Below are 16,655 nucleotides of genomic sequence, written 5' to 3'. Positions count from 1 at the left end.
GGTGCCAATGCCGAGTGGCGCCTGCCCGGCCGCGAGCGCGGCCGCCGTGCCGGAGCCGGAGCCGCCGGGCACGCGGGTGATGTCGTGCGGGTTCTTCGTCGGGTAGTACGCGGAGTTCTCGCCGGAGGAGCCCATCGCAAACTCGTCCAGGTTGGTCTTGCCGATAATCGGGATGCCGGCGTCGCGCAGCTTGGTCACCACGGTCGCGTCGTAGGGGCTGATGTAGCCTTCCAGCAGCTTCGACGCCGCGGTGGTCGGCGCATCGGTGGTCACCAGCAGGTCTTTCAGCGCCAACGGCACACCGGCGAGCGCGGAGGCCGGGGCCTGACCGGCCGCGACCTGCGCGTCGACAGCATCGGCGACGGCGAGCGCGGCGTCTGCGCTGACGTGGAGGAACGCGCCCAGCTCGGCGTCGGTCTCGGCGATGCGGTCCAAGAACGCCTGCGTGACTTCGCGCGAGGTCACCTCACCGGACTGGATCTTGGCGGCGAGCTCGTGCGCGGGCAGGGCGATGAGCCCCTCGGAGGGAATTACGTAGTTAGTCATGTCTAGTCCCCTTCTCCCAGAATCTGCGGCACCACGAAGCGCTCTTCCTCCACAGCGGGGGCCTGGTCAAGCGCCTGCTTTTGGGTCAGGGTCCGCTTTTCCACGTCCTTTCGCATCCCGGCGTCGATGGAGTGCGGGTGGCTCATCGGCGTCACACCTTCGGTATCGACTTGGCGCACCTTGGACACGGCGTCGACGATGTGGTCGAGCTGCGGCGCGATCTGGTCGAGCTCCTCATCGCTGAGCGCGATGCGGGCGAGACGCGCGATGCGCGAGACCTCGTCTCTGGAAATTTCGGACAATGTCTTTCCTAACCTTGAAGCGACGGTTGCGATATGAAAACGACCTCATCTTACGTCACGGCGCACTCACTCCGGTTGGGGGAGGTGTTTGGGCGCGGTGATATAACTTGTGTTATGTCTTACCTCATCCGCGTCCACCTGCCGGACGTCCCGGGCAGCCTCGGTGAGCTCGCCGAGGCTTTCGGCATGATTGATGCCGACATCCGCTCCGTGGACATCGTTCAGATGGATCGCGCGGGTGTAGTAACCGACGACATCGTCGTCGAACTTCCCACGGGCACACTTGTCGACGCCCTCATCACCGCGGCCCGCTCGATCGAGGGCGCGGAAGTTGATTCGATTCGCCCGTTCACAGGCACCGTGGATCGTCGCGGCCAAATTCAGATGCTCGCCCGCATCGCCGACACCACGGGCGACGTCACCGCCGCGGCGCAGGAGCTCGTCAGCGTGATGCCGCAGGCCATGACGTCGTCGTGGGCGGTGGTGCTGCGCGACACGTCCGAGGGGCTGGAGCGCGTCGCGGCCTCCCAGGCGGCGCCGGGTGACGACGGTTCCAAGCCCACGCTCGTCGACGTCACCACGGCGCGGATCTTGCAGCGCGACTCCGACACCTGGGTGCCGGAGGCATGGTGGCTGCTCGACACCACGCTGGCTATCACGCCCTTGGCCGGCACGGATCTGGTCCTTGTCGTCGGCCGTGTCGGCGGGCCGGACTTCCTCGCCTCCGAAGTGACGCAAATCAGGGACCTGGGACACATCATCGGCGCGATGCTGCGCTAAGTATTCCACTGCCACCCGACCTCCGGCCGCGTTTGCTCCAATTTGTGCAGCGCTCAAATAAACTCCGCCGGTCGATGGCACTGACGTTTTCCGTTGCCGGCGTGCTGGCCATCACAGCAGTGTGCGGGGCTTTCCTCATGCTCGACGTCGTTATCCCCAATTGGTTCGTCATCGTCGCCAGGTGGATTCCCGCCATTGTCGCAGCAACAGTGATCGTGGCGTATCGCCAGCGCGACGTGCTGGGCTGGTTTCGGCTTCGCACCCCCTGGCGCAGAGCCGTCATCGGCAGCCCGGTTGCCGTGGGTGTGCTGCTGGGCGCCTACGCCATCGCGGCGGCCGTCGCGCTTGCTGCTGGAGTTGGCGAGCCCCATTCGGCCAGCTTCTACCTGCGGGCGCTGGCGTTCATTGCTCCGGCGACACTGCTGTTCTCACTGAGCACTCTCGGCGAGGAGGTGGCATGGCGCGGGTTCCTTCACACATGCCTGGGCGATACCGGTGTTTGGCGCTCCTCGGCCGTAATCTCGGGGCTGTGGGTGATTTTCCATCTCCCGCTCCACGGGACCATGGTCTACCAAGGCGTCCTGCCGCTGGATGCTGCGCTGACCTCGACGCTTACGCTCTTCGCGCTCGGTTTGTTGCTCAGCGCGACAGCCCACCGTTTCGGCTCTCCATGGCCGGCTACCTTCGCGCACGCTCTGCCCCTGTCCACTTTGAATCTGATCAGCCTGCCCGCCGGCCCCAGCACCGCCGACCATTGGGTAGTCGCGGGCATCACCTTCACAGCTCTCGTGCTGGCGGCTGTTGCGCTTGCCCCCGGCCGCCGGTCGGCGGGGACGTCAACGCCCGCACCATGAGGCCGCGGACAATCTCATCTCCGGCCCGAAAATCAAGGCCGGGGCCAGCCTGACCGATCATCGCCGCCGTCAGGGGGTATCGCAACATCTCCTGCCGTCCGAGAGCGCGGGCGAAACCGGGGGTGACACCGTTGTCGGCGGCAATGAGGGCATGCCCGTAGACCCACTCGGTGAGCACACCGGTGATGCCGGCCGCAGCCTCGGCGCTGTGCCCCACCGCAACCTGGAAAAACGTCAGCAGTGTTGAGTTTCAGGGCGTTGGGTCCCGCGATGCGCTGTAGCGCGAGAAGCTGGGCGTGACCGGGGTTATCGGTGAAGAGCTTCTGCACGTGCTGGAGGAAGGTCGCAAGCGCGGTTTCGGGATCGTCGATAAGCAACAGCCCTGTATCGATTGCTCCGAGGAACCTGTCGCCTAGCTCTGTCCGGATCTCCTCCAGGTCGGCGGCATAGGTGTAGAGGGCTGTGGGACTGACCCCGGCCTGTTTCGCGATGCGGCGCTGCGTCAGCGCTCCGGGCCCGTGGCTGGCGAGAAGTTCCTCCGCGGCCAGAAGGATCGTCTCGGCGGAGATATCGCCCCTCGGACCCCGCTTTCCCGTTCCACCAGCCATGGGCTGATCGTACCGCGTGCGTTGGGGACGAACCGCGAAGACCTCAATGCGCTATCGGGCCGCAGAGTTAGTTGGGAGCCTTCGCTTCTATATTTCTGTTATTCTAGAATCATGAACATAGACATTTACCGCGTCGCCGCCCTCGAGCGGCGCGTCGCGCAGCTCGAAGCCCATTTCACGCCCTCACAACAACAGCCCCCCGCCTTCGCCCTCATCGAGGCGATCAAAGACAACGACGACCTCATCGACGGCGCCGTCACGTTCGGCGGGGCCGTCGACACCGGCATCGGCCACTACGAATACGAGTGGTCCCGTCCCACCCACTGGGTTACGGACAGCCCCTGGGAGGACGAGATCTCGCGCCTGTCCGCACTCGCCCACCCGCAGCGTGGAGAGATCCTGCGCCGCCTTTTGGGAGCTCCCGCCACTGTTGCCGAGCTCGTGTCGGAAGGCATCGTCTCCTCCACGGGTACGGCCTACCACCACCTGGGCGCGCTACACGCCGCGGGTTGGGTGACCAAGCGCGACGGCGGGTACGCCATTCCCCCCGCCCGCGTCATTCCACTGATGGTGATCATCACAGCGTGCGAGGCCCACTGATGAAACCGACTGCTCTGGCCGCCAGCGGCCTCGCCGTAATCGCCACACTGACCGTGATGCTGCTTCTCGGGCCCCGCCCGATCACGGTGGGCACGCACGCCACGGGAGATGCGTCCGTCTCCAGCGCGCTTCGCAACAACGCCGAACCCGGGCACAACGACCTCGCCGCCTTCTTCCTCGACAACGGCGACGTCCGCTTTGGCGGCCTCGACGCCGACGAACACACCGAATTCGAAATCGGCTCCATCACCAAAACCTTCAACGCCGAGCTACTACGCCAGCAGATTGCAAGCGGCGACATCACGCTTGCAACAACAGTCGGCGAGCTTATCGACGTCCCCGGCGCCCCGATCGCCGACGTCACCATGGAAGAGCTCGCCAACCACACCGCCGGGTTGAGCTCTGTGCCCGCCGAACTTTCAAGCAGCCGCCTACCTGTGGTTTTATTCCACGGCAACCCCTACCGCGAGGCGACAGCCGATGAGATTATCTCCCACGCGGGCGACGCAGAGCTGAAAAATCGCGGCCAGCGCAACTACTCCAACTACGGCCACGCCCTTCTCGGGCAGCTTCTGGCCCGCAACGCGAACGTCAGTTACGAGGAATTGCTGCGCACCTCAATCCTCGAGCCCGCGGGCATGGATGAGACGTACCTCGCGACGTCCGGCTCCGGAGAGTACAGCTCCCGAGGACTCGGCTTGCAGGGTCGCACCGTTGAGCCCTGGGACATGGACGGCTGGGCCCCGGCGGGCGCGATCCGCTCCACCCCGGCGGACATGGCGAAATACGCCCAATGGGTCGCCGACCACTGCCGCCCCGAGTACGGGTGGAGCCACCGGGAGATAGGTGGGACCGAGTACACCTTCCACAACGGCGGGACCGGAGGTTTCCGGACCATGCTCCTGTGGTCCCCGGACGGCGAGGATGCCGTGTTCGTCGCTAACTCCAGCAGCATGTGGGTCGACGGGCTCGCCGTGGACCTGCTCGAAGAACTCGAAGGGACAGATAAGTGATGATCAGCTACATTCTTGTCGCCACGTGCGTAGGTGCGTTGGCCTACGAATCCTTCCGGGCGTGGCGCCGGCCAACGTGGTCGCTGAGCCACATGGTCAGCCCGGTTTTTACCGTGGCCGTCATCCTGCTGCTGTCGCGCGCTATCGTGTGGTACGAGGCTGTACCGTTTTGGGTGTGGCCGGCGCTCGCGTTCCTCGCCGCCGCAACCGTCGGGTTAGCGGTGTACAAATACGCCGCTACTGCGCCGACCCGGTCTGAAGCAGCTGCTCAAACTGCTCCTCGTTGAGGATGGGAACGCCAAGCTCGCGCGCCTTGTCCTCCTTCGATCCCGCGTTTTCTCCCACCACGACGTAACTGGTCTTCTTCGACACCGAGCCGGCCGCCTTCCCGCCGCGTGACAGGATCGCCTCCTTCGCCTCGTCGCGGGAGAAGTTCTCCAGGGTTCCCGTCACCACGACGGTAAGTCCCTCGAGGGTCTGCGGGGCGGCATCGGTGGTGTCGTCGACCATGCGCACCCCGGCCTTAGCCCACTTGTCCACGATGTCGCGGTGCCAGTCCACCGTAAACCAGTCCTTGAAGGATTGCGCGATGACCAACCCCACGCCGTCGGTGTCGGCGAGGTCGGCTACGGGGGCGTCGATAAGCGCCTGCATTGAGGCGTAGCGCGCTGCGAGCGCGCGGGCGGCGGTGGGCCCGACGTGGCGGATCGAGAGCGCAACCAGCACTCGCCACAGTTCGCGCTCGCGCGCGGTGTCCAGGTTGGCCAGCAGCTTCTTGCCCGCGGCGTTGACGTTGCCCGCCTTGGTGGTGTAGGCGCTGGACTTTTTGAGGTCTTCCTCGGTGAGGTCGAACAGGTCACCCTCGTCGACGAGCACGCCCGAGTCGATGAGGTCAATCGCACCCTTCTCCCCGAGCGCCTCGATGTCGAACGCGCCGCGCGACGCCAGGTACTTCAAGCGCTGCGACAGTTGCGCCGGGCACGAGCGCGTGTTCGGGCAGCGCCAGTCCGCGTCGCCCTCCTTGGCCGGCGCAAGCTCCGTGCCGCACGCCGGGCAGTCCTTCGGGTAGATGAACTCGCGCTCGCTGCCGTCGCGCAGATCCGCGACGGGGCCCAGCACCTCGGGGATGATCTCGCCGGCCTTGCGGATCACCACCGTATCCCCGATGAGCACGCCCTTGCGCTTGACTTCGTGCTGGTTGTGCAGGGTCGCCAGCGACACCGTTGAGCCGGAGACGAACACCGGCTCGAGCACCGCGAACGGGGTGGCGCGGCCGGTGCGCCCGACGGAGACCTCGATGTCGAGCAGTTTCGTGGTCACCTCCTCCGGCGGGTACTTGTACGCGATCGCCCAGCGCGGCGCGCGCGACGTCGCGCCCAGCGAGCGCTGCGTGGCGACGGAGTCCACCTTGATCACGACCCCGTCCATCTCGTGGATCGCATCGTGGCGGTGCTCGGCCCAATAGTCAACGGACTCCTGGACCTCATTCGCCGTCTCAGCGCGGCGCGTGTACTCGGAAACGGGAAGGCCCCACTCCGCGAGCTTTTCGTAGGCCTCGAACTGGGACGCGGGCGAAAAACCCTCGCGCGCGCCGATGCCGTGGCAGATCATGCGCAGCCTGCGCTTCTTCACGTCCTCCGGGTTCTTCTGGCGCAAGCCCCCGGCGGCGGTGTTGCGCGGGTTGGCGAAAGGCTTTCCGCCCTCTTTGATGCGCTGCTCGTTGAGCTCGGGGAAGTCCTCGGGGCGGATGAACACCTCGCCGCGGACCTCCAAAAGCTCGGGGAAGTCGCCGGTGAGCCTGTGCGGGATGTCGGGGATGACTTTCGCGTTGGCGGTGATGTCCTCGCCGACGCGCCCGTCGCCACGCGTGGCGGCACGAACCAGCTCGCCGTTTTCGTAGACCAAGTCGATCGACAGACCGTCGATCTTCAGCTCCGTGAGATACGGCCCCGGCGTCTTTGCCAGCCAGTCGGCGAGTTCTTCGGCGGAGAACACGTTGTCCAGGCTCATCATGCGTTCGAGGTGAGTGACGTCTGCAAACGCGCTGGAGACGGGAGCGCCGACTTCCTTGGTCGGCGACTCCGGCACGGCCAGCTCCGGGTGGGCCTCCTCGAAGGCGACGAGATTGTTGAACAGCTTGTCGAATTCAGCGTCGGAAATCACCTGCTGGCCGTTGTAGTACAGGTCGCGGTGGTGACGCACCTGGCTGGCAAGGTCGTCCCACTGGCGGTGCAGGTCTGCGGAAATGTCGCTCACAGTGCACCAGTCTAGAGTTAGAGGCATGGCTTCGTTCGACGCATCCCGCATGCTCTCCTTTGACCTGGAGACAACCTCGGCCAACCCAGGCGAGGCACGCATCGTCACCTCAGCGCTCGTGCGTATCGACGGCTCCTCCGTCACGTCCACGGAAGAACTCGCCGACCCGGGCGTGGAGATCCCGGAGGAAGCGGCGGCCGTCCACGGCATCACCACCGAAAAGGCACGCGCCGAGGGCCGCCCGCACGACGAGGTCCTCGCCGAAACGGTCGCCGAGATTCGCAAGTGTTGGGAGGACGGGCTGACGCTGGTGGTGTTCAACGCCCCCTACGACCTTACGGTGCTGCGCCGTCTCACCGGCACGTTCACGGTGGATGGGCCCGTGTTCGACCCACTGGTGATCGACCGGGCCAAAGACCGCTACCGCAAGGGCAAGCGCAACCTCGGGGCGCTTAGCGAGATCTACGGGGTGCGGCTCGACAACGCCCACGAGGCCACCTCGGACGCCACCGCCGCCGCCCGCATCGCCTGGAAGCAGGTTCGCATGTGGCCGGAGCTTGCGACGATGTCCTTCGGCGAGCTCATGGAGTACCAGGCGGTGCAGTACTACACCTGCCAGTCCGAGCTGAAGACCTACTTCGAGTCGCGCGGGCGCGATGCGTCCGGGGTGACGCTGAGTTGGCCGATGGAGGGTTAGGCCGGGCCCTCCTTATGCACGCGCAGCCGGGGGCAACAGCTTGTTGTGGAGTGCGCGATATGCGCGGAATGCCATGTCACGACCTGGGGTTTTTCCTTTCCGACGCCCCACATCGCGCGGTACAAACCACGCACACGCAAAACCCCGGATGCACAACGCCAGCAGCACCCCTTTTTTGGCGGCGCGCTGCGAAGTATTCAGCGCAGCCCCTCCGACATCTCGCGCGCCTGACGGTAGTTCGCCGCGGCCTCTGTGAGTGTCGCCGCCGGGCGCGCCCACACGTCGAGGCCCACCGCCACCGGGTCGATCCGCAGCTCGTCGAGGAAGCGCCACACGGTTTTAGGTTCGGCGGGCGCGATCGCCAGGCGTGTGCCGTTTTCAATCAGGGCTGCCACGCGGTCTTTTCCCGCCGCGTCGAGCGTGGCTACGTCCACGGTGAGCCAGTCGGCGTCGACGAGCGCGGTGGTGTGCAGGAGGTGAGCGTCGAAAAGCGAGAGGCGTTCCTGCGGCTCGGGCACCGCGCGGATCGTCTCGAAGTCGGTCGCGCCCTTGAGCCGGCCGCGCATGATGTCGGGCAGCGCGGGCTCGTCGAGCTGCAGGATTGAGGTCGCGCCAAGACGCTTCTCGACGTCCGCCCGATGCGCCACGATCGCCTCTGACAGCGCGTCCGTCACATCGCGCAGCGCCCCCGGGTCCGTGATCATCCGGTGCCCGTTGGCCATCTCAATGCGAGCGGCCAACGTCCACGGCCCGACGAGCTGCACCTTGATCTCCTCGACCTGACCCGCCCAGATCTCTTCGAGAACGTCGAGGTCGCGGGCCATCTGGTCCTTCGCGGCGCGGTGCTGCCTGGCCACGCGCCAGGTGCGCGGGCCGCGGTCGATGGGGATGTCGAGCAGCGCGGCGGTGCGCCCGACGAGGTCGGAGCCTAGTCCGCGGTCCGGCAGCTGCGGGATGTGCGGCGTGGGGCTCTCCCCCACCACGATCTCGGCGGCCTTTGCCAGATCGGTGCCTGGCAGTTCGCCGAGACCGAACGCGGTCACTTGTTCGGTTCCTTAGGCAGGAAGATCACCGTCAGCGCCAGCGCCGCGGCGACCAATCTCACCCACCACGGCCAGCCTTGCACGGACGCGACGAACATCAACACGATGAGCAGCGTCGCGATGACTTTGGCGGGTGTCTCGGGAATCCTCATGCGGGCCACGGTAGCACCATTGGTTGCCGCGGGCGGCCGGCTGCTTCCCCCTAAACTCGGACACCCCGAACTTGCCCCGGGTTTAGGCGGAAGACCCCCACTTTTACCCGTCCGGGTTTAAGGCGAGGAGCGCTCAGGCGGTGTGGCAGATGGTCCCGGAGCCGAGCACCACGTCACCTAACCCATCCGGGTCAGGCAGGTAGAGCACCGCGGCCTGGCCGCGGGCCACGCCCTCAAGCGGCGAGTGCAGGGCCAGCACCATTTCGTCGCCCTCGACACGCGCGTCGCACCCGACGACCCCGCCGTGGGCGCGGATCTGCACGTTCGCCGTAAACGTCCCGTTCATCGCCGGGTGCAGGACCTTGAGCCTGTCAGCACGGATCTCGCGCACCTCAAGTGCCTGACGCGGCCCGACGGTGACCACCCCGGTGGCGGCGTCGATGTCGGTAACGTAGCGGGGTTGCCCGTCGGCGGCGGGAACGCGCAGGTCAAGCCCGCGGCGCTGACCGATGGTGTACTGGAAGGCCCCGTCGTGTTCCTTCAACTCGGTGCCGTCGGCGTCGACGATCATCCCCGGGCGCATTCCGATGGAGCGGCCCAGAAACGCCTGGGTGTTGCCGTCCGGGATGAAGCAGATGTCGTAGGAATCCGGCTTGGTTGCGGTGGAGAAACCGTGGCGCTTGGCCTCCTCGCGGATCTGGGGCTTCTCGGTGTCGCCCACGGGGAAGATGCAGCGGTCGAGCTCGGCGCGGGTGAGCACGCCGAGGACGTAGGACTGGTCCTTGAGTGGATCGGCGCTGCGGCGCAAATTGCCCTCGTCATCGACAATCGCGTAGTGGCCGGTGGCCACCGCGTCGAAGCCCAGGGCGAGAGCCCTATCGAGCAGGGCGGCGAACTTGATCTTTTCGTTGCAGCGCAGGCAGGGGTTTGGGGTCTCGCCGTTGTCGTAGGACCAGACGAAGTTGTCGATCACCTCGGCCTTGAAGCGGTCGGAGAAGTCCCACACGTAAAACGGGATGCCCAGCTTGTCGCAGACCCGGCGCGCGTCGGCGGAGTCCTCCAGCGAGCAGCAGCCGCGCGCGGACTCGCGGGTGGCCTGGGGGTCGCGCGAGAGCGCGAGGTGGACACCGACGACGTCGTGTCCGGCGTCGACAAGCCGGGCGGCCGCCACCGAACTATCGACGCCGCCACTCATCGCTGCCAAGACCCGCATGTGCGGCAGTGTACTCTCGCGAGGCGTGCCACCAAAAAGCCAGTTCTACGAGATCGACAGCGGCGTCGCCGAGGTGATCTATGAGCACGACGGCTCGCTGACCCTGCTGGTCGGCGGCGTGCCCAGCTCCTCGATTGTGCCGGGTGAGCCCGACCGGCTCGATTTCGAGTACATGCGTTGGATCGCGGACTTTCTGAATTCGGTCAAGCGCTGGGACAAGCCGAGGCTGACCCACCTCGGCGGGGCGGGCTGCTCCCTGCCCCGCTACTTCGCGCACGCCTGGCCCGGCAGCCGCAACACCGTCGTCGAGATCGACAGCGAGTTGGCCGTTTTAGCCCGCGAGCTTTTCGACGTCCCCCACGCCCCGGCCGTCAAGATCCGCGTCGGCGACGCGCGGGAGGAAACGGACGGGTTCAAACCGGCCACGCGCGACGTGATCATCCGCGACGTGTTCGCCGGCGCCACCACGCCGCACAACCTGACCACGGTGGAGTTCTTTGCGGCGGCGCAGGCGTCGTTAAGCGAGAGCGGCGTCTACGTTGCCAACTGCGGCTCGCACGCCGACTTAACGGAGGCGAAAGAGGAGCTGGCGGGCATGGCCGAGGTGTGGCCGCACATCGCGGCGATCGCCGATCCCCCGATGCTCAAGGGCCGCCGCTACGGCAACATCGTGCTCATCGGCTCCAACACTGAGCTTGAGGCGACGCCGCAGCTCACGCGCGAGCTGCTCAAGGGCGCGGTGCCGGCGCACTTCAAGGGTGAGGCGTGGGCGCGGGCGCTGGCGACTTCCCCGCGGCGCGATCCTGCCGGGCGAGGAACTCCCTGACCACCCCGGCGTAGTCGCTGGCGCGCATCGTGGGAAGGTAGCAATTGACCACGGCCAGCGCGATGGAACCCAGTGCGAGTTCGTCGTCGTAGGCGAGGTACCAACCGGAATGCGTCGGGTGGAACTTGTACTTCGACGCCGCCAGGGAGCGAAAGCCGTAGAGCGGCTCGATGCTCGCCCCCGCCTTGTCGACGATGACCTCGACAACAGACTCCGTCTCGCCGGTTCACGCCGGAGAGCGACACCCACTTCACCCCCTCGTCGCTGGCGATCTGGGCCGCCTCCGCCAAGAGGAACTCGATGGTGGGGCGGAACCCGTCCGGGTCGCCGCGCATGAAATCGAGGGTGTAGCCGACCTGCTCTCCGCCCTCGTACACGGGCAGCCAGCTTGTCACGCCGTGGAGGCGTCCGTTGTCGCCGATCGCGAGTAAAAGCTTCGTGCCTTCGACCGAGAGCTCGTCGACGCTGCCGAGGGTAAATCCCATCTCCGGCAGCGCCTTATCCAACATCCACTGCTCGGACAGGGCAAAGATTTTCTCGCGGGTCTCGACATCCAGCTCCGCCCAGCTCGTCCACTGCGCCGTAACCCCTTCCTTGCCGGCACGGTTGCGGGCGGTGCGGATACTTTGTACACTTCTTGCCCTTGAATTCCAGATTGTCTGCGTGGAGCAGCGACTCTTCCGCGACGTGAACCGTGCGGTACCCGGCGCGCGCAAAATCCTCCGACACCGAGTACCAGGCCACGCGCCACCCCTGTTCCGCGGCGTGGGTCTCGAACGCGTCGGCGACCTCGTCGCGTGTCGTGCCTGCGCCAAAGACGGGCTCGCCGAGGGTGACGGCGACGTTGTTGGAGATGCGGTAGGCCACGTACCCGGTGCCGCCTCCGGTAAAGAAGTACCTGTTGCCGTCCCACAGCCCCATCCACGCGAGGTGGTCGCCGGTGCCGCGCATCAGGATCTCCTTGGCGCGGCCGCGTTCGCTCTCTAGCGCCCCCGACGGCGCCGATGTCAGCGCGCGGTGCAAAAAGTAGATCGCCGCGGCCCAAAAGGCGATTCCGACCCACTCGTAGAGCAACCACGACAACGAGCTCTGCGGGATCACGTAGGGTGGCCAGAACAGCGCGATGACCGGCGGCATGAAGCGCAGCGGTGTTTCCAGGAGCACATCGCTTAACGACGCCCGCTCCACGAACCCGGGATTGGCTATCGCGCCCACAACCCAGATCGACGCGCACACCGCAAGCGCCGCCAAGGTTCCAACCAGCGCAGGGCGCCACTGCGAGCGCACGCAGAAGCGCGACCGCGTCGCGATCAACACCGCGAGCACGACGAGCCACGGCAGGACCACGAGGGCGACGTTAAACGCCAGGAGGAAGGAGTCGACCCACCCGACGAGCTGCACGAAAATCACCGCGAGGCTGATAAGGGTGCTGACCACGGCGAAGATCCAGGCGAGGCGGCGGCCACGGCGAAGCCCGAACGCGACCACGAGCGAGGCGACCAGCGGGGCGATGTTGAGCAGGAGCGGCCCGAGGCCGCTTTGCTGGTTGATCTGCAGCGCTTCCTGGCACGTCGCTGAGTCCGCGTCGACGCAGCGCAGGAGGACCTCGTTGGCGGCCACGGCGGGTTCCCACATCAGTTGGCTGACGTCCGCGAACGGCCCGTGGGCCGCGGGGTTGAAAGCGACGAGCACCGGCCCCGGCGACACCGCCGCAAAAAGCACGGCGACGAGAACGCGTGATTCGCGAACCGAGGCACCCCGGCGGGCGATCTCGGCGCCGACAACCAGGTGCCCCGCCGCGCAGCCGATCAGGACCGCGCTGAAGGCGACTACTGCGTTGAGGGAGCCGTCGTAAAGCACGAGCGTGGCTGTCAGCGCGATGAGCACCAGGCGCACGCGCCGGCGCCACATCACCCCCATCAACGAGGTGGTGAACGCGAGCGAGCCGAAGATCCACGCAGCGGGCGAGAGGTACGTTTCGTTGACCAAGTCGCCACCCCACTGGTTAAAACCCGCCCGCTCGACGATGATGGCCGCGACCGCGCCCGTCGGCACCGCCACCGCGTGCGACGCAATCGCCGCCACGGCGAAGCGCCGCGTGGTCAGCAGGACCTCGGCGGGTACCGCGAAGACCAGCAGCGCGAGAGACGAGTACACCATCCCGGCGACGTGTGAGCTGGTCAGGCCTGCGGTGAGCAGGGAGGCGATGTGCTCCTCCCCCGCCAACCCGTAGCCGAGGACGTCACGTCCGCGGGAACCGAACACGGCGAACAGGGTCCACATGACAACGAGCATGGACAGGCTCGCCGGGACCCTGGCCGCGAGGGTTCTTACCCTTTTCATTTCAGCCCACCCCTTTCGGCGACGAAGTCGAGGTTGTCACGAAACGCCACGCGCCACACCTGGTAGCTGTGTGAGCCCGGCACCGTGTCGTAGGTAGTGTCCATGCCCGCGGCGCGGGCAAGTTCGTTGAGGTGCGACAAAGCGGCGGTCGACATCTCGTCATCCTCGCCGGCGACGAAGCGCCCCGCGATCCCATGGTAGTAAGACGTGCCGCGTGCCTTGTCCAACAGCGTGGCCGCGTTGACCCTCTGAAACGCTTCCTCGCTGCCGCCGAAGATCTGTTGCACCGTCTTTACGTGGTTGCCCACATTCGGCTCAGCCTCGCCGGAGAAGTCTAGAACCGAGCCGTACGCCTCGGGGTGATTGGTGATCACCTGCATCGCGCAGGTCCCGCCGTAGCTCAACCCCCCGACAGTCCACCTGGACTGGTCGTCGTTGACGTCGAAGTTCGCCTTGATCATCTCCGGAACCCGTGTGGAGATGTAGGTGAGCACCTTGTGCTCCGGGCCGTCAGAGCACGCGGGGTTGCCCGTTTCCGACCCCGTGGCATCGACGCTGACCACCACGGGGGCCTCCCCGTTGTGCCGGGATTGGAAATCATCCAGCGACTGGGCGGCATCGCCCTTGGTAAACCAGTCCATCGGGCTGCCCGGGCTGCCCGCCATGATGACGAGCACGGGCAGGTCGTGGTTTCTCCAGGAGGCGGGCGGAACCTACGCCACCGCGTCGCGCATCGGCGCCGCAGACAACGTCACCAGGGCGCCCACCTCGCGGTCATGGTCCTTCGGCGGAGATTTCATGGATTTAAACTGGTGCGCATCCACGCTCGCCGCCACGGGGACGGGGTAGAACGACCCGACCGTCGGGTACTCCTGGTACACGAGGTTGGACACAAGGTAGGCGTTGGCGAGCGCGACGACCGCCACCAAAGACATCACGAAGCGCCGGCCCTTCTGCACCACTGCGACGCACACCACGAACGCAGCCGAGGCCCCCGCCGCATAAATCACCCACGGTACGGAATCCGGGAAGGGTTTGGGCCACACTTCGAAGCCGAATACCGCGACGGCGAGCAATCCAGGGGTGACAAGCCCCGCAACGCGGGTGCACCGGTTGAACGGCACCACCGCAAAGAGCGTCGTCGCGATCACAATGGCTGCGATGGCGATGCCGGCACCCGGTGAGACCAGCGAAAGAGATCGTAGAGCGTCCACGTTTCGTAACGTAGACCCCCATGGCCCTGTTCTCCCACATTCCGCGCATACTTCCCGACCCCTCCACAGCGACCTCCCAGTCGAGTGGGCGGGTTGTTGTCGCAGTTCACGGCACGCTCTCAGAACCCTTTGTGTTTCGCCCGCTGACCGAGGCTCTCGCCGAGCGCGGCGTAGACCTGATTGCGCCGACTCACGGGGACCGGGGAACGGCTGCGATCGACAGCTCGGCTGAGGACGTTGCCCGAACCATCCTGGAGCTGCCGGACACAGTCACGCGGGTCGACATCGTCGGCCACTCCAGTGGGGGCCTGGTCGCGCTTCGCGCCCTGGAGGATGAACGTGTTCGCGAGCGCGTGCGCACGGTGGTGGGCCTCGGTGCCGCGTGGCGCGGCACCGACCACCGCGCTTGGTACCGCCCCGACTGGCTTGTCGGACCTCTTCTCGGACAATCCTTCACCGAGCTCGAGGACGTCGGCGAGCCAGTAGTGCCGTGCGGGGTAGACATCGTCTCGCTGGTCTCGGATGCCGACTCGGTGGTTCCGGCGTCGTCCGCGCGGCTCGGGCGCGTTGTTGAGATCTCCGGGGTGCCGCACACACAATTGCCCGGATGCACCACCGAGGTGCTCCGGGCATTGGGGCTGTAGGGCCGTGCGCTACTTCTGCGCGTTGTTGAGCAAGATGAGCAGGTCGCCGACAGAGTAGTCTCCGACCATCATCGCGCGCAGGTCGCCGACGGGCAGCTTGCCCTGGGCAGCCAAGCTCTGGACCGCGGAGGCGATATTCGAGGCGTCGTCCGGGCTGAACCCGAACTGCGCGGCGGCGTCCGCGATCTGCGGCTGGTTCAGGACCCCGGTGGCCAGGCCCAGGATGGCCACCACGAGGGCCGTGTTGTCCTGGCCCAAGACCTCAAGCTCGCCGGATTCGGGGACCTGGAAGGACTCGAGCACGCCGCCGCCGGCGCTGTGGTTGCCCGCGGAGAACGCGCCGAGGTCGGAGTCGGAGCCGTTGAACACGTTGAGGTCGACCGGGGTGCTCACGCCGGGGACGCGGCCGGAGTCGGAGCGCTGCCAAAACGAGATCTTGTCCCAGCCGCCGACGGGGCGCGGCGCCTGGTTCTGGTACGCGGCGAGCCACAACGGGTACCCGGTGAAGGCGGATGTGTCGTTCATGCGCTCGTACCAGAAGTAGCGGTAGGTGTAAATCATCGGCTTCGTGCCGGTGGAGCGCTCGAGCTCGGTGAGAAAGGTGCCCGTCCACGCGGCCAGCGCGGTCGGCGACAGTCCCTCGTCGACCTCGAGGTCGAGCACCGGGGGCAGGCTAAGGGCCGGGCCGTTGCTGATCACGTCGGCGAAGTGCTTCGCCTGGGCTCTCGGGTCCTCGGCGGGGCGGGCGTAGTGGTACGCGCCGACCTTCAGCCCGGCTGCGGCCGCGGCGTTGGCGTCCTCGTCGTAGAACTCGTTTTTCCAACCGTTTCCTTCGGTGGCCTTGACAAAGGCGAACTGCTGGCCGCCCGGGCCGGCGACGCTGCGCCAGTCGATGGGCTCGCCGCCGGGGCGTTGGTGGCCCGCGACGTCGACGCCCTGGACGACGCCGGGGATGTTCTGCGCGCCGGCGTCGGTACGCATCGTGGGGCTAAACGGGACGACGACGGCGAGCACCACGGTCAGTACGGCCGCGGTGAGCGCAGCGAGGACGGGCGTGAGTTTGCGGGAAGCATGCATGGCCCGCACCCTACCGGAGTTCAACCACACAAGTACCACATGACACACGAACAACAACTAAAACATTAGAGCGCACCGGCCACACGCGACCGCTCAACCACATCCGCTATCTCGCGCACCACCTTTTCCACGTCCTGCGCCGTCGTGGTCCTGCCGAGGCTCAACCGCAGCGCCCCCGCCGCATCAACCTGCGGCACCCCCATCGCCTCGAGCACGTGGCTGGCGCGGTTGACACCCGCCGCGCACGCCGACCCCGTCGACGCCTCGATCCCGCGGGCGTCGAGAAGCATGATCAACGCATCCCCGTTTGCGCCCGGGAACAGGAAATGCGCGTGACCATCCAGCACCGGAGACGTCGTGGTCAGCCGCGCGTCGGGCACCGCCGCCAGCACCCCGCGCACGAGCTCATCGCGTAACGACGCCTCCCTCACCCGCTCCGATTCCATCTGAGCCACCGCCTCCCGCAGCGCCGCGGCCGTCGCGGCTG

General features: G+C 66.6%; 17 protein-coding genes and 3 pseudogenes. 7 read left to right on the top strand and 13 right to left on the bottom strand.

The window, feature by feature from the left end:
- Together HMPREF0298_RS08890 and gatC are read right to left on the bottom strand one after the other, a co-directional pair.
- Positions 1-546 (bottom strand): amidase family protein (locus HMPREF0298_RS08890; RefSeq protein WP_006840839.1); only part of this gene is annotated, 546 nt, incomplete at its 3' end.
- Positions 547-548: 2 nt separating this feature from the next.
- Positions 549-848 carry an Asp-tRNA(Asn)/Glu-tRNA(Gln) amidotransferase subunit GatC gene (gatC, locus tag HMPREF0298_RS08885; protein WP_006840838.1) on the bottom strand — a complete coding sequence of 100 codons (300 nt, stop codon included), beginning with the start codon at positions 846-848 and terminating at the stop codon, positions 549-551.
- Positions 849-962: 114 nt separating this feature from the next.
- Here gatC and HMPREF0298_RS08880 point away from each other — a divergent pair, with 114 nt between their 5' ends.
- On the top strand, positions 963-1,628 hold the full coding sequence (locus HMPREF0298_RS08880; protein WP_006840837.1) for an ACT domain-containing protein: 666 nt from the start codon (positions 963-965) through the stop codon (positions 1,626-1,628).
- Between the two features lie 74 nt (positions 1,629-1,702).
- A complete protein-coding gene (locus HMPREF0298_RS08875; RefSeq protein WP_006840836.1) occupies positions 1,703-2,482 on the top strand; it encodes a CPBP family glutamic-type intramembrane protease in 780 nt (259 codons plus the stop codon).
- Positions 2,483-2,931: 449 nt separating this feature from the next.
- Here HMPREF0298_RS08875 and HMPREF0298_RS12980 read toward each other — a convergent pair.
- A pseudogene (locus tag HMPREF0298_RS12980) lies at positions 2,932-3,090 on the bottom strand (helix-turn-helix domain-containing protein); the annotation flags it as partial.
- Between the two features lie 111 nt (positions 3,091-3,201).
- Here HMPREF0298_RS12980 and HMPREF0298_RS08870 point away from each other — a divergent pair.
- Together HMPREF0298_RS08870 and HMPREF0298_RS08865 are read left to right on the top strand one after the other, a co-directional pair.
- Positions 3,202-3,690 (top strand): ArsR/SmtB family transcription factor, encoded by a 489-nt coding sequence (locus HMPREF0298_RS08870; RefSeq protein WP_006840834.1) that lies wholly within the window; start codon positions 3,202-3,204, stop codon positions 3,688-3,690.
- Positions 3,690-4,703 (top strand): serine hydrolase domain-containing protein, encoded by a 1,014-nt coding sequence (locus HMPREF0298_RS08865; protein WP_040423008.1) that lies wholly within the window; start codon positions 3,690-3,692, stop codon positions 4,701-4,703. The genes HMPREF0298_RS08870 and HMPREF0298_RS08865 overlap by 1 nt, the downstream gene beginning before the upstream one ends.
- A 237-nt stretch (positions 4,704-4,940) precedes the next feature.
- On the opposite strand, the gene ligA is transcribed toward HMPREF0298_RS08865, so the two are convergent.
- Positions 4,941-6,959, bottom strand: a complete 2,019-nt coding sequence (gene ligA / locus HMPREF0298_RS08860) for an NAD-dependent DNA ligase LigA (RefSeq protein ID WP_040423007.1) — start codon at positions 6,957-6,959, stop codon at positions 4,941-4,943.
- 25 nt (positions 6,960-6,984) lie between these two features.
- Here ligA and HMPREF0298_RS08855 point away from each other — a divergent pair, with 25 nt between their 5' ends.
- Positions 6,985-7,656 (top strand): 3'-5' exonuclease, encoded by a 672-nt coding sequence (locus tag HMPREF0298_RS08855; protein ID WP_006840831.1) that lies wholly within the window; start codon positions 6,985-6,987, stop codon positions 7,654-7,656.
- Between the two features lie 197 nt (positions 7,657-7,853).
- On the opposite strand, the gene HMPREF0298_RS08850 is transcribed toward HMPREF0298_RS08855, so the two are convergent.
- The 3 genes from HMPREF0298_RS08850 to mnmA all read right to left on the bottom strand — a co-directional run bounded on the left by HMPREF0298_RS08850 (position 7,854) and on the right by mnmA (position 10,064).
- The gene (locus HMPREF0298_RS08850) at positions 7,854-8,699 is read right to left on the bottom strand and encodes a uroporphyrinogen decarboxylase/cobalamine-independent methonine synthase family protein (RefSeq protein ID WP_006840830.1); all 846 of its coding nucleotides are present in this window, start codon (positions 8,697-8,699) and stop codon (positions 7,854-7,856) included.
- Entirely contained in the window at positions 8,696-8,851 is a 156-nt protein-coding gene (locus tag HMPREF0298_RS12260; RefSeq protein WP_006840829.1) for a hypothetical protein, read from the bottom strand. Before HMPREF0298_RS12260 ends, HMPREF0298_RS08850 begins: the two co-directional genes overlap by 4 nt.
- A 133-nt stretch (positions 8,852-8,984) precedes the next feature.
- Positions 8,985-10,064: a tRNA 2-thiouridine(34) synthase MnmA gene (gene mnmA / locus HMPREF0298_RS08845; RefSeq protein ID WP_006840828.1), complete on the bottom strand. Its 1,080-nt coding sequence runs from the start codon at positions 10,062-10,064 to the stop codon at positions 8,985-8,987.
- Here mnmA and HMPREF0298_RS08840 point away from each other — a divergent pair.
- Complete coding sequence (locus tag HMPREF0298_RS08840; protein WP_006840827.1) at positions 10,063-10,890, top strand: spermidine synthase; 828 nt, start codon at positions 10,063-10,065, stop codon at positions 10,888-10,890. The genes mnmA and HMPREF0298_RS08840 overlap by 2 nt on opposite strands.
- Before the next feature lie 275 nt (positions 10,891-11,165).
- Here the strand turns inward: HMPREF0298_RS08840 and HMPREF0298_RS12975 are convergent.
- The 4 genes and pseudogenes from HMPREF0298_RS12975 to HMPREF0298_RS12745 all read right to left on the bottom strand — a co-directional run.
- Positions 11,166-11,468: pseudogene (locus HMPREF0298_RS12975) on the bottom strand (phosphatidylglycerol lysyltransferase domain-containing protein); the annotation flags it as partial.
- On the bottom strand, positions 11,389-11,841 hold the full coding sequence (locus HMPREF0298_RS12970; RefSeq protein ID WP_425358145.1) for a phosphatidylglycerol lysyltransferase domain-containing protein: 453 nt from the start codon (positions 11,839-11,841) through the stop codon (positions 11,389-11,391). The gene HMPREF0298_RS12970 and the pseudogene HMPREF0298_RS12975, both read right to left, overlap by 80 nt.
- 1,388 nt (positions 11,842-13,229) lie before the next feature.
- Positions 13,230-13,928, bottom strand: a pseudogene (locus HMPREF0298_RS12750) (alpha/beta hydrolase); the annotation flags it as partial.
- A gap of 18 nt (positions 13,929-13,946) precedes the next feature.
- A complete protein-coding gene (locus HMPREF0298_RS12745) occupies positions 13,947-14,447 on the bottom strand; it encodes a hypothetical protein (RefSeq protein ID WP_006840824.1) in 501 nt (166 codons plus the stop codon).
- Positions 14,448-14,467: 20 nt separating this feature from the next.
- Here HMPREF0298_RS12745 and HMPREF0298_RS08825 point away from each other — a divergent pair, with 20 nt between their 5' ends.
- Positions 14,468-15,091: an alpha/beta hydrolase gene (locus HMPREF0298_RS08825; RefSeq protein WP_006840823.1), complete on the top strand. Its 624-nt coding sequence runs from the start codon at positions 14,468-14,470 to the stop codon at positions 15,089-15,091.
- A 9-nt stretch (positions 15,092-15,100) separates the two neighbouring features.
- On the opposite strand, the gene HMPREF0298_RS08820 is transcribed toward HMPREF0298_RS08825, so the two are convergent.
- Positions 15,101-16,168 carry a glycoside hydrolase family 25 protein gene (locus HMPREF0298_RS08820; protein ID WP_006840822.1) on the bottom strand — a complete coding sequence of 356 codons (1,068 nt, stop codon included), beginning with the start codon at positions 16,166-16,168 and terminating at the stop codon, positions 15,101-15,103.
- Between the two features lie 65 nt (positions 16,169-16,233).
- Positions 16,234-16,655, bottom strand: a 422-nt coding sequence (locus HMPREF0298_RS08815) for an aminotransferase class V-fold PLP-dependent enzyme (protein WP_006840821.1), incomplete at its 5' end; no start/stop codon positions are given.

It is taken from the genome of Corynebacterium lipophiloflavum DSM 44291 (genome assembly GCF_000159635.1).
Taxonomy (GTDB): Bacteria; Actinomycetota; Actinomycetes; order Mycobacteriales; family Mycobacteriaceae; genus Corynebacterium; species Corynebacterium lipophiloflavum.
The sequence above is the reverse complement of the archived record's forward strand: the minus strand, read 5'-3'. Positions and strand labels throughout refer to the sequence as shown.

What these genes read in the sequence shown, in the direction of transcription:
- HMPREF0298_RS08825 (WP_006840823.1), top strand. Translation starts at nt 14,468, where the DNA reads ATGGCCCTGTTCTCCCACATTCCGCGCATACTTCCCGACCCCTCCACA.
- HMPREF0298_RS08820 (WP_006840822.1), bottom strand. Translation starts at nt 16,168, where the DNA reads ATGCATGCTTCCCGCAAACTCACGCCCGTCCTCGCTGCGCTCACCGCG.
- mnmA (WP_006840828.1), bottom strand. Translation starts at nt 10,064, where the DNA reads ATGCGGGTCTTGGCAGCGATGAGTGGCGGCGTCGATAGTTCGGTGGCG.
- HMPREF0298_RS08855 (WP_006840831.1), top strand. Translation starts at nt 6,985, where the DNA reads ATGGCTTCGTTCGACGCATCCCGCATGCTCTCCTTTGACCTGGAGACA.
- HMPREF0298_RS12260 (WP_006840829.1), bottom strand. Translation starts at nt 8,851, where the DNA reads ATGAGGATTCCCGAGACACCCGCCAAAGTCATCGCGACGCTGCTCATC.
- HMPREF0298_RS08865 (WP_040423008.1), top strand. Translation starts at nt 3,690, where the DNA reads ATGAAACCGACTGCTCTGGCCGCCAGCGGCCTCGCCGTAATCGCCACA.
- HMPREF0298_RS08875 (WP_006840836.1), top strand. Translation starts at nt 1,703, where the DNA reads ATGGCACTGACGTTTTCCGTTGCCGGCGTGCTGGCCATCACAGCAGTG.
- HMPREF0298_RS12970 (WP_425358145.1), bottom strand. Translation starts at nt 11,841, where the DNA reads ATGCGCGGCACCGGCGACCACCTCGCGTGGATGGGGCTGTGGGACGGC.
- HMPREF0298_RS08880 (WP_006840837.1), top strand. Translation starts at nt 963, where the DNA reads ATGTCTTACCTCATCCGCGTCCACCTGCCGGACGTCCCGGGCAGCCTC.
- HMPREF0298_RS08870 (WP_006840834.1), top strand. Translation starts at nt 3,202, where the DNA reads ATGAACATAGACATTTACCGCGTCGCCGCCCTCGAGCGGCGCGTCGCG.
- HMPREF0298_RS08840 (WP_006840827.1), top strand. Translation starts at nt 10,063, where the DNA reads ATGTGCGGCAGTGTACTCTCGCGAGGCGTGCCACCAAAAAGCCAGTTC.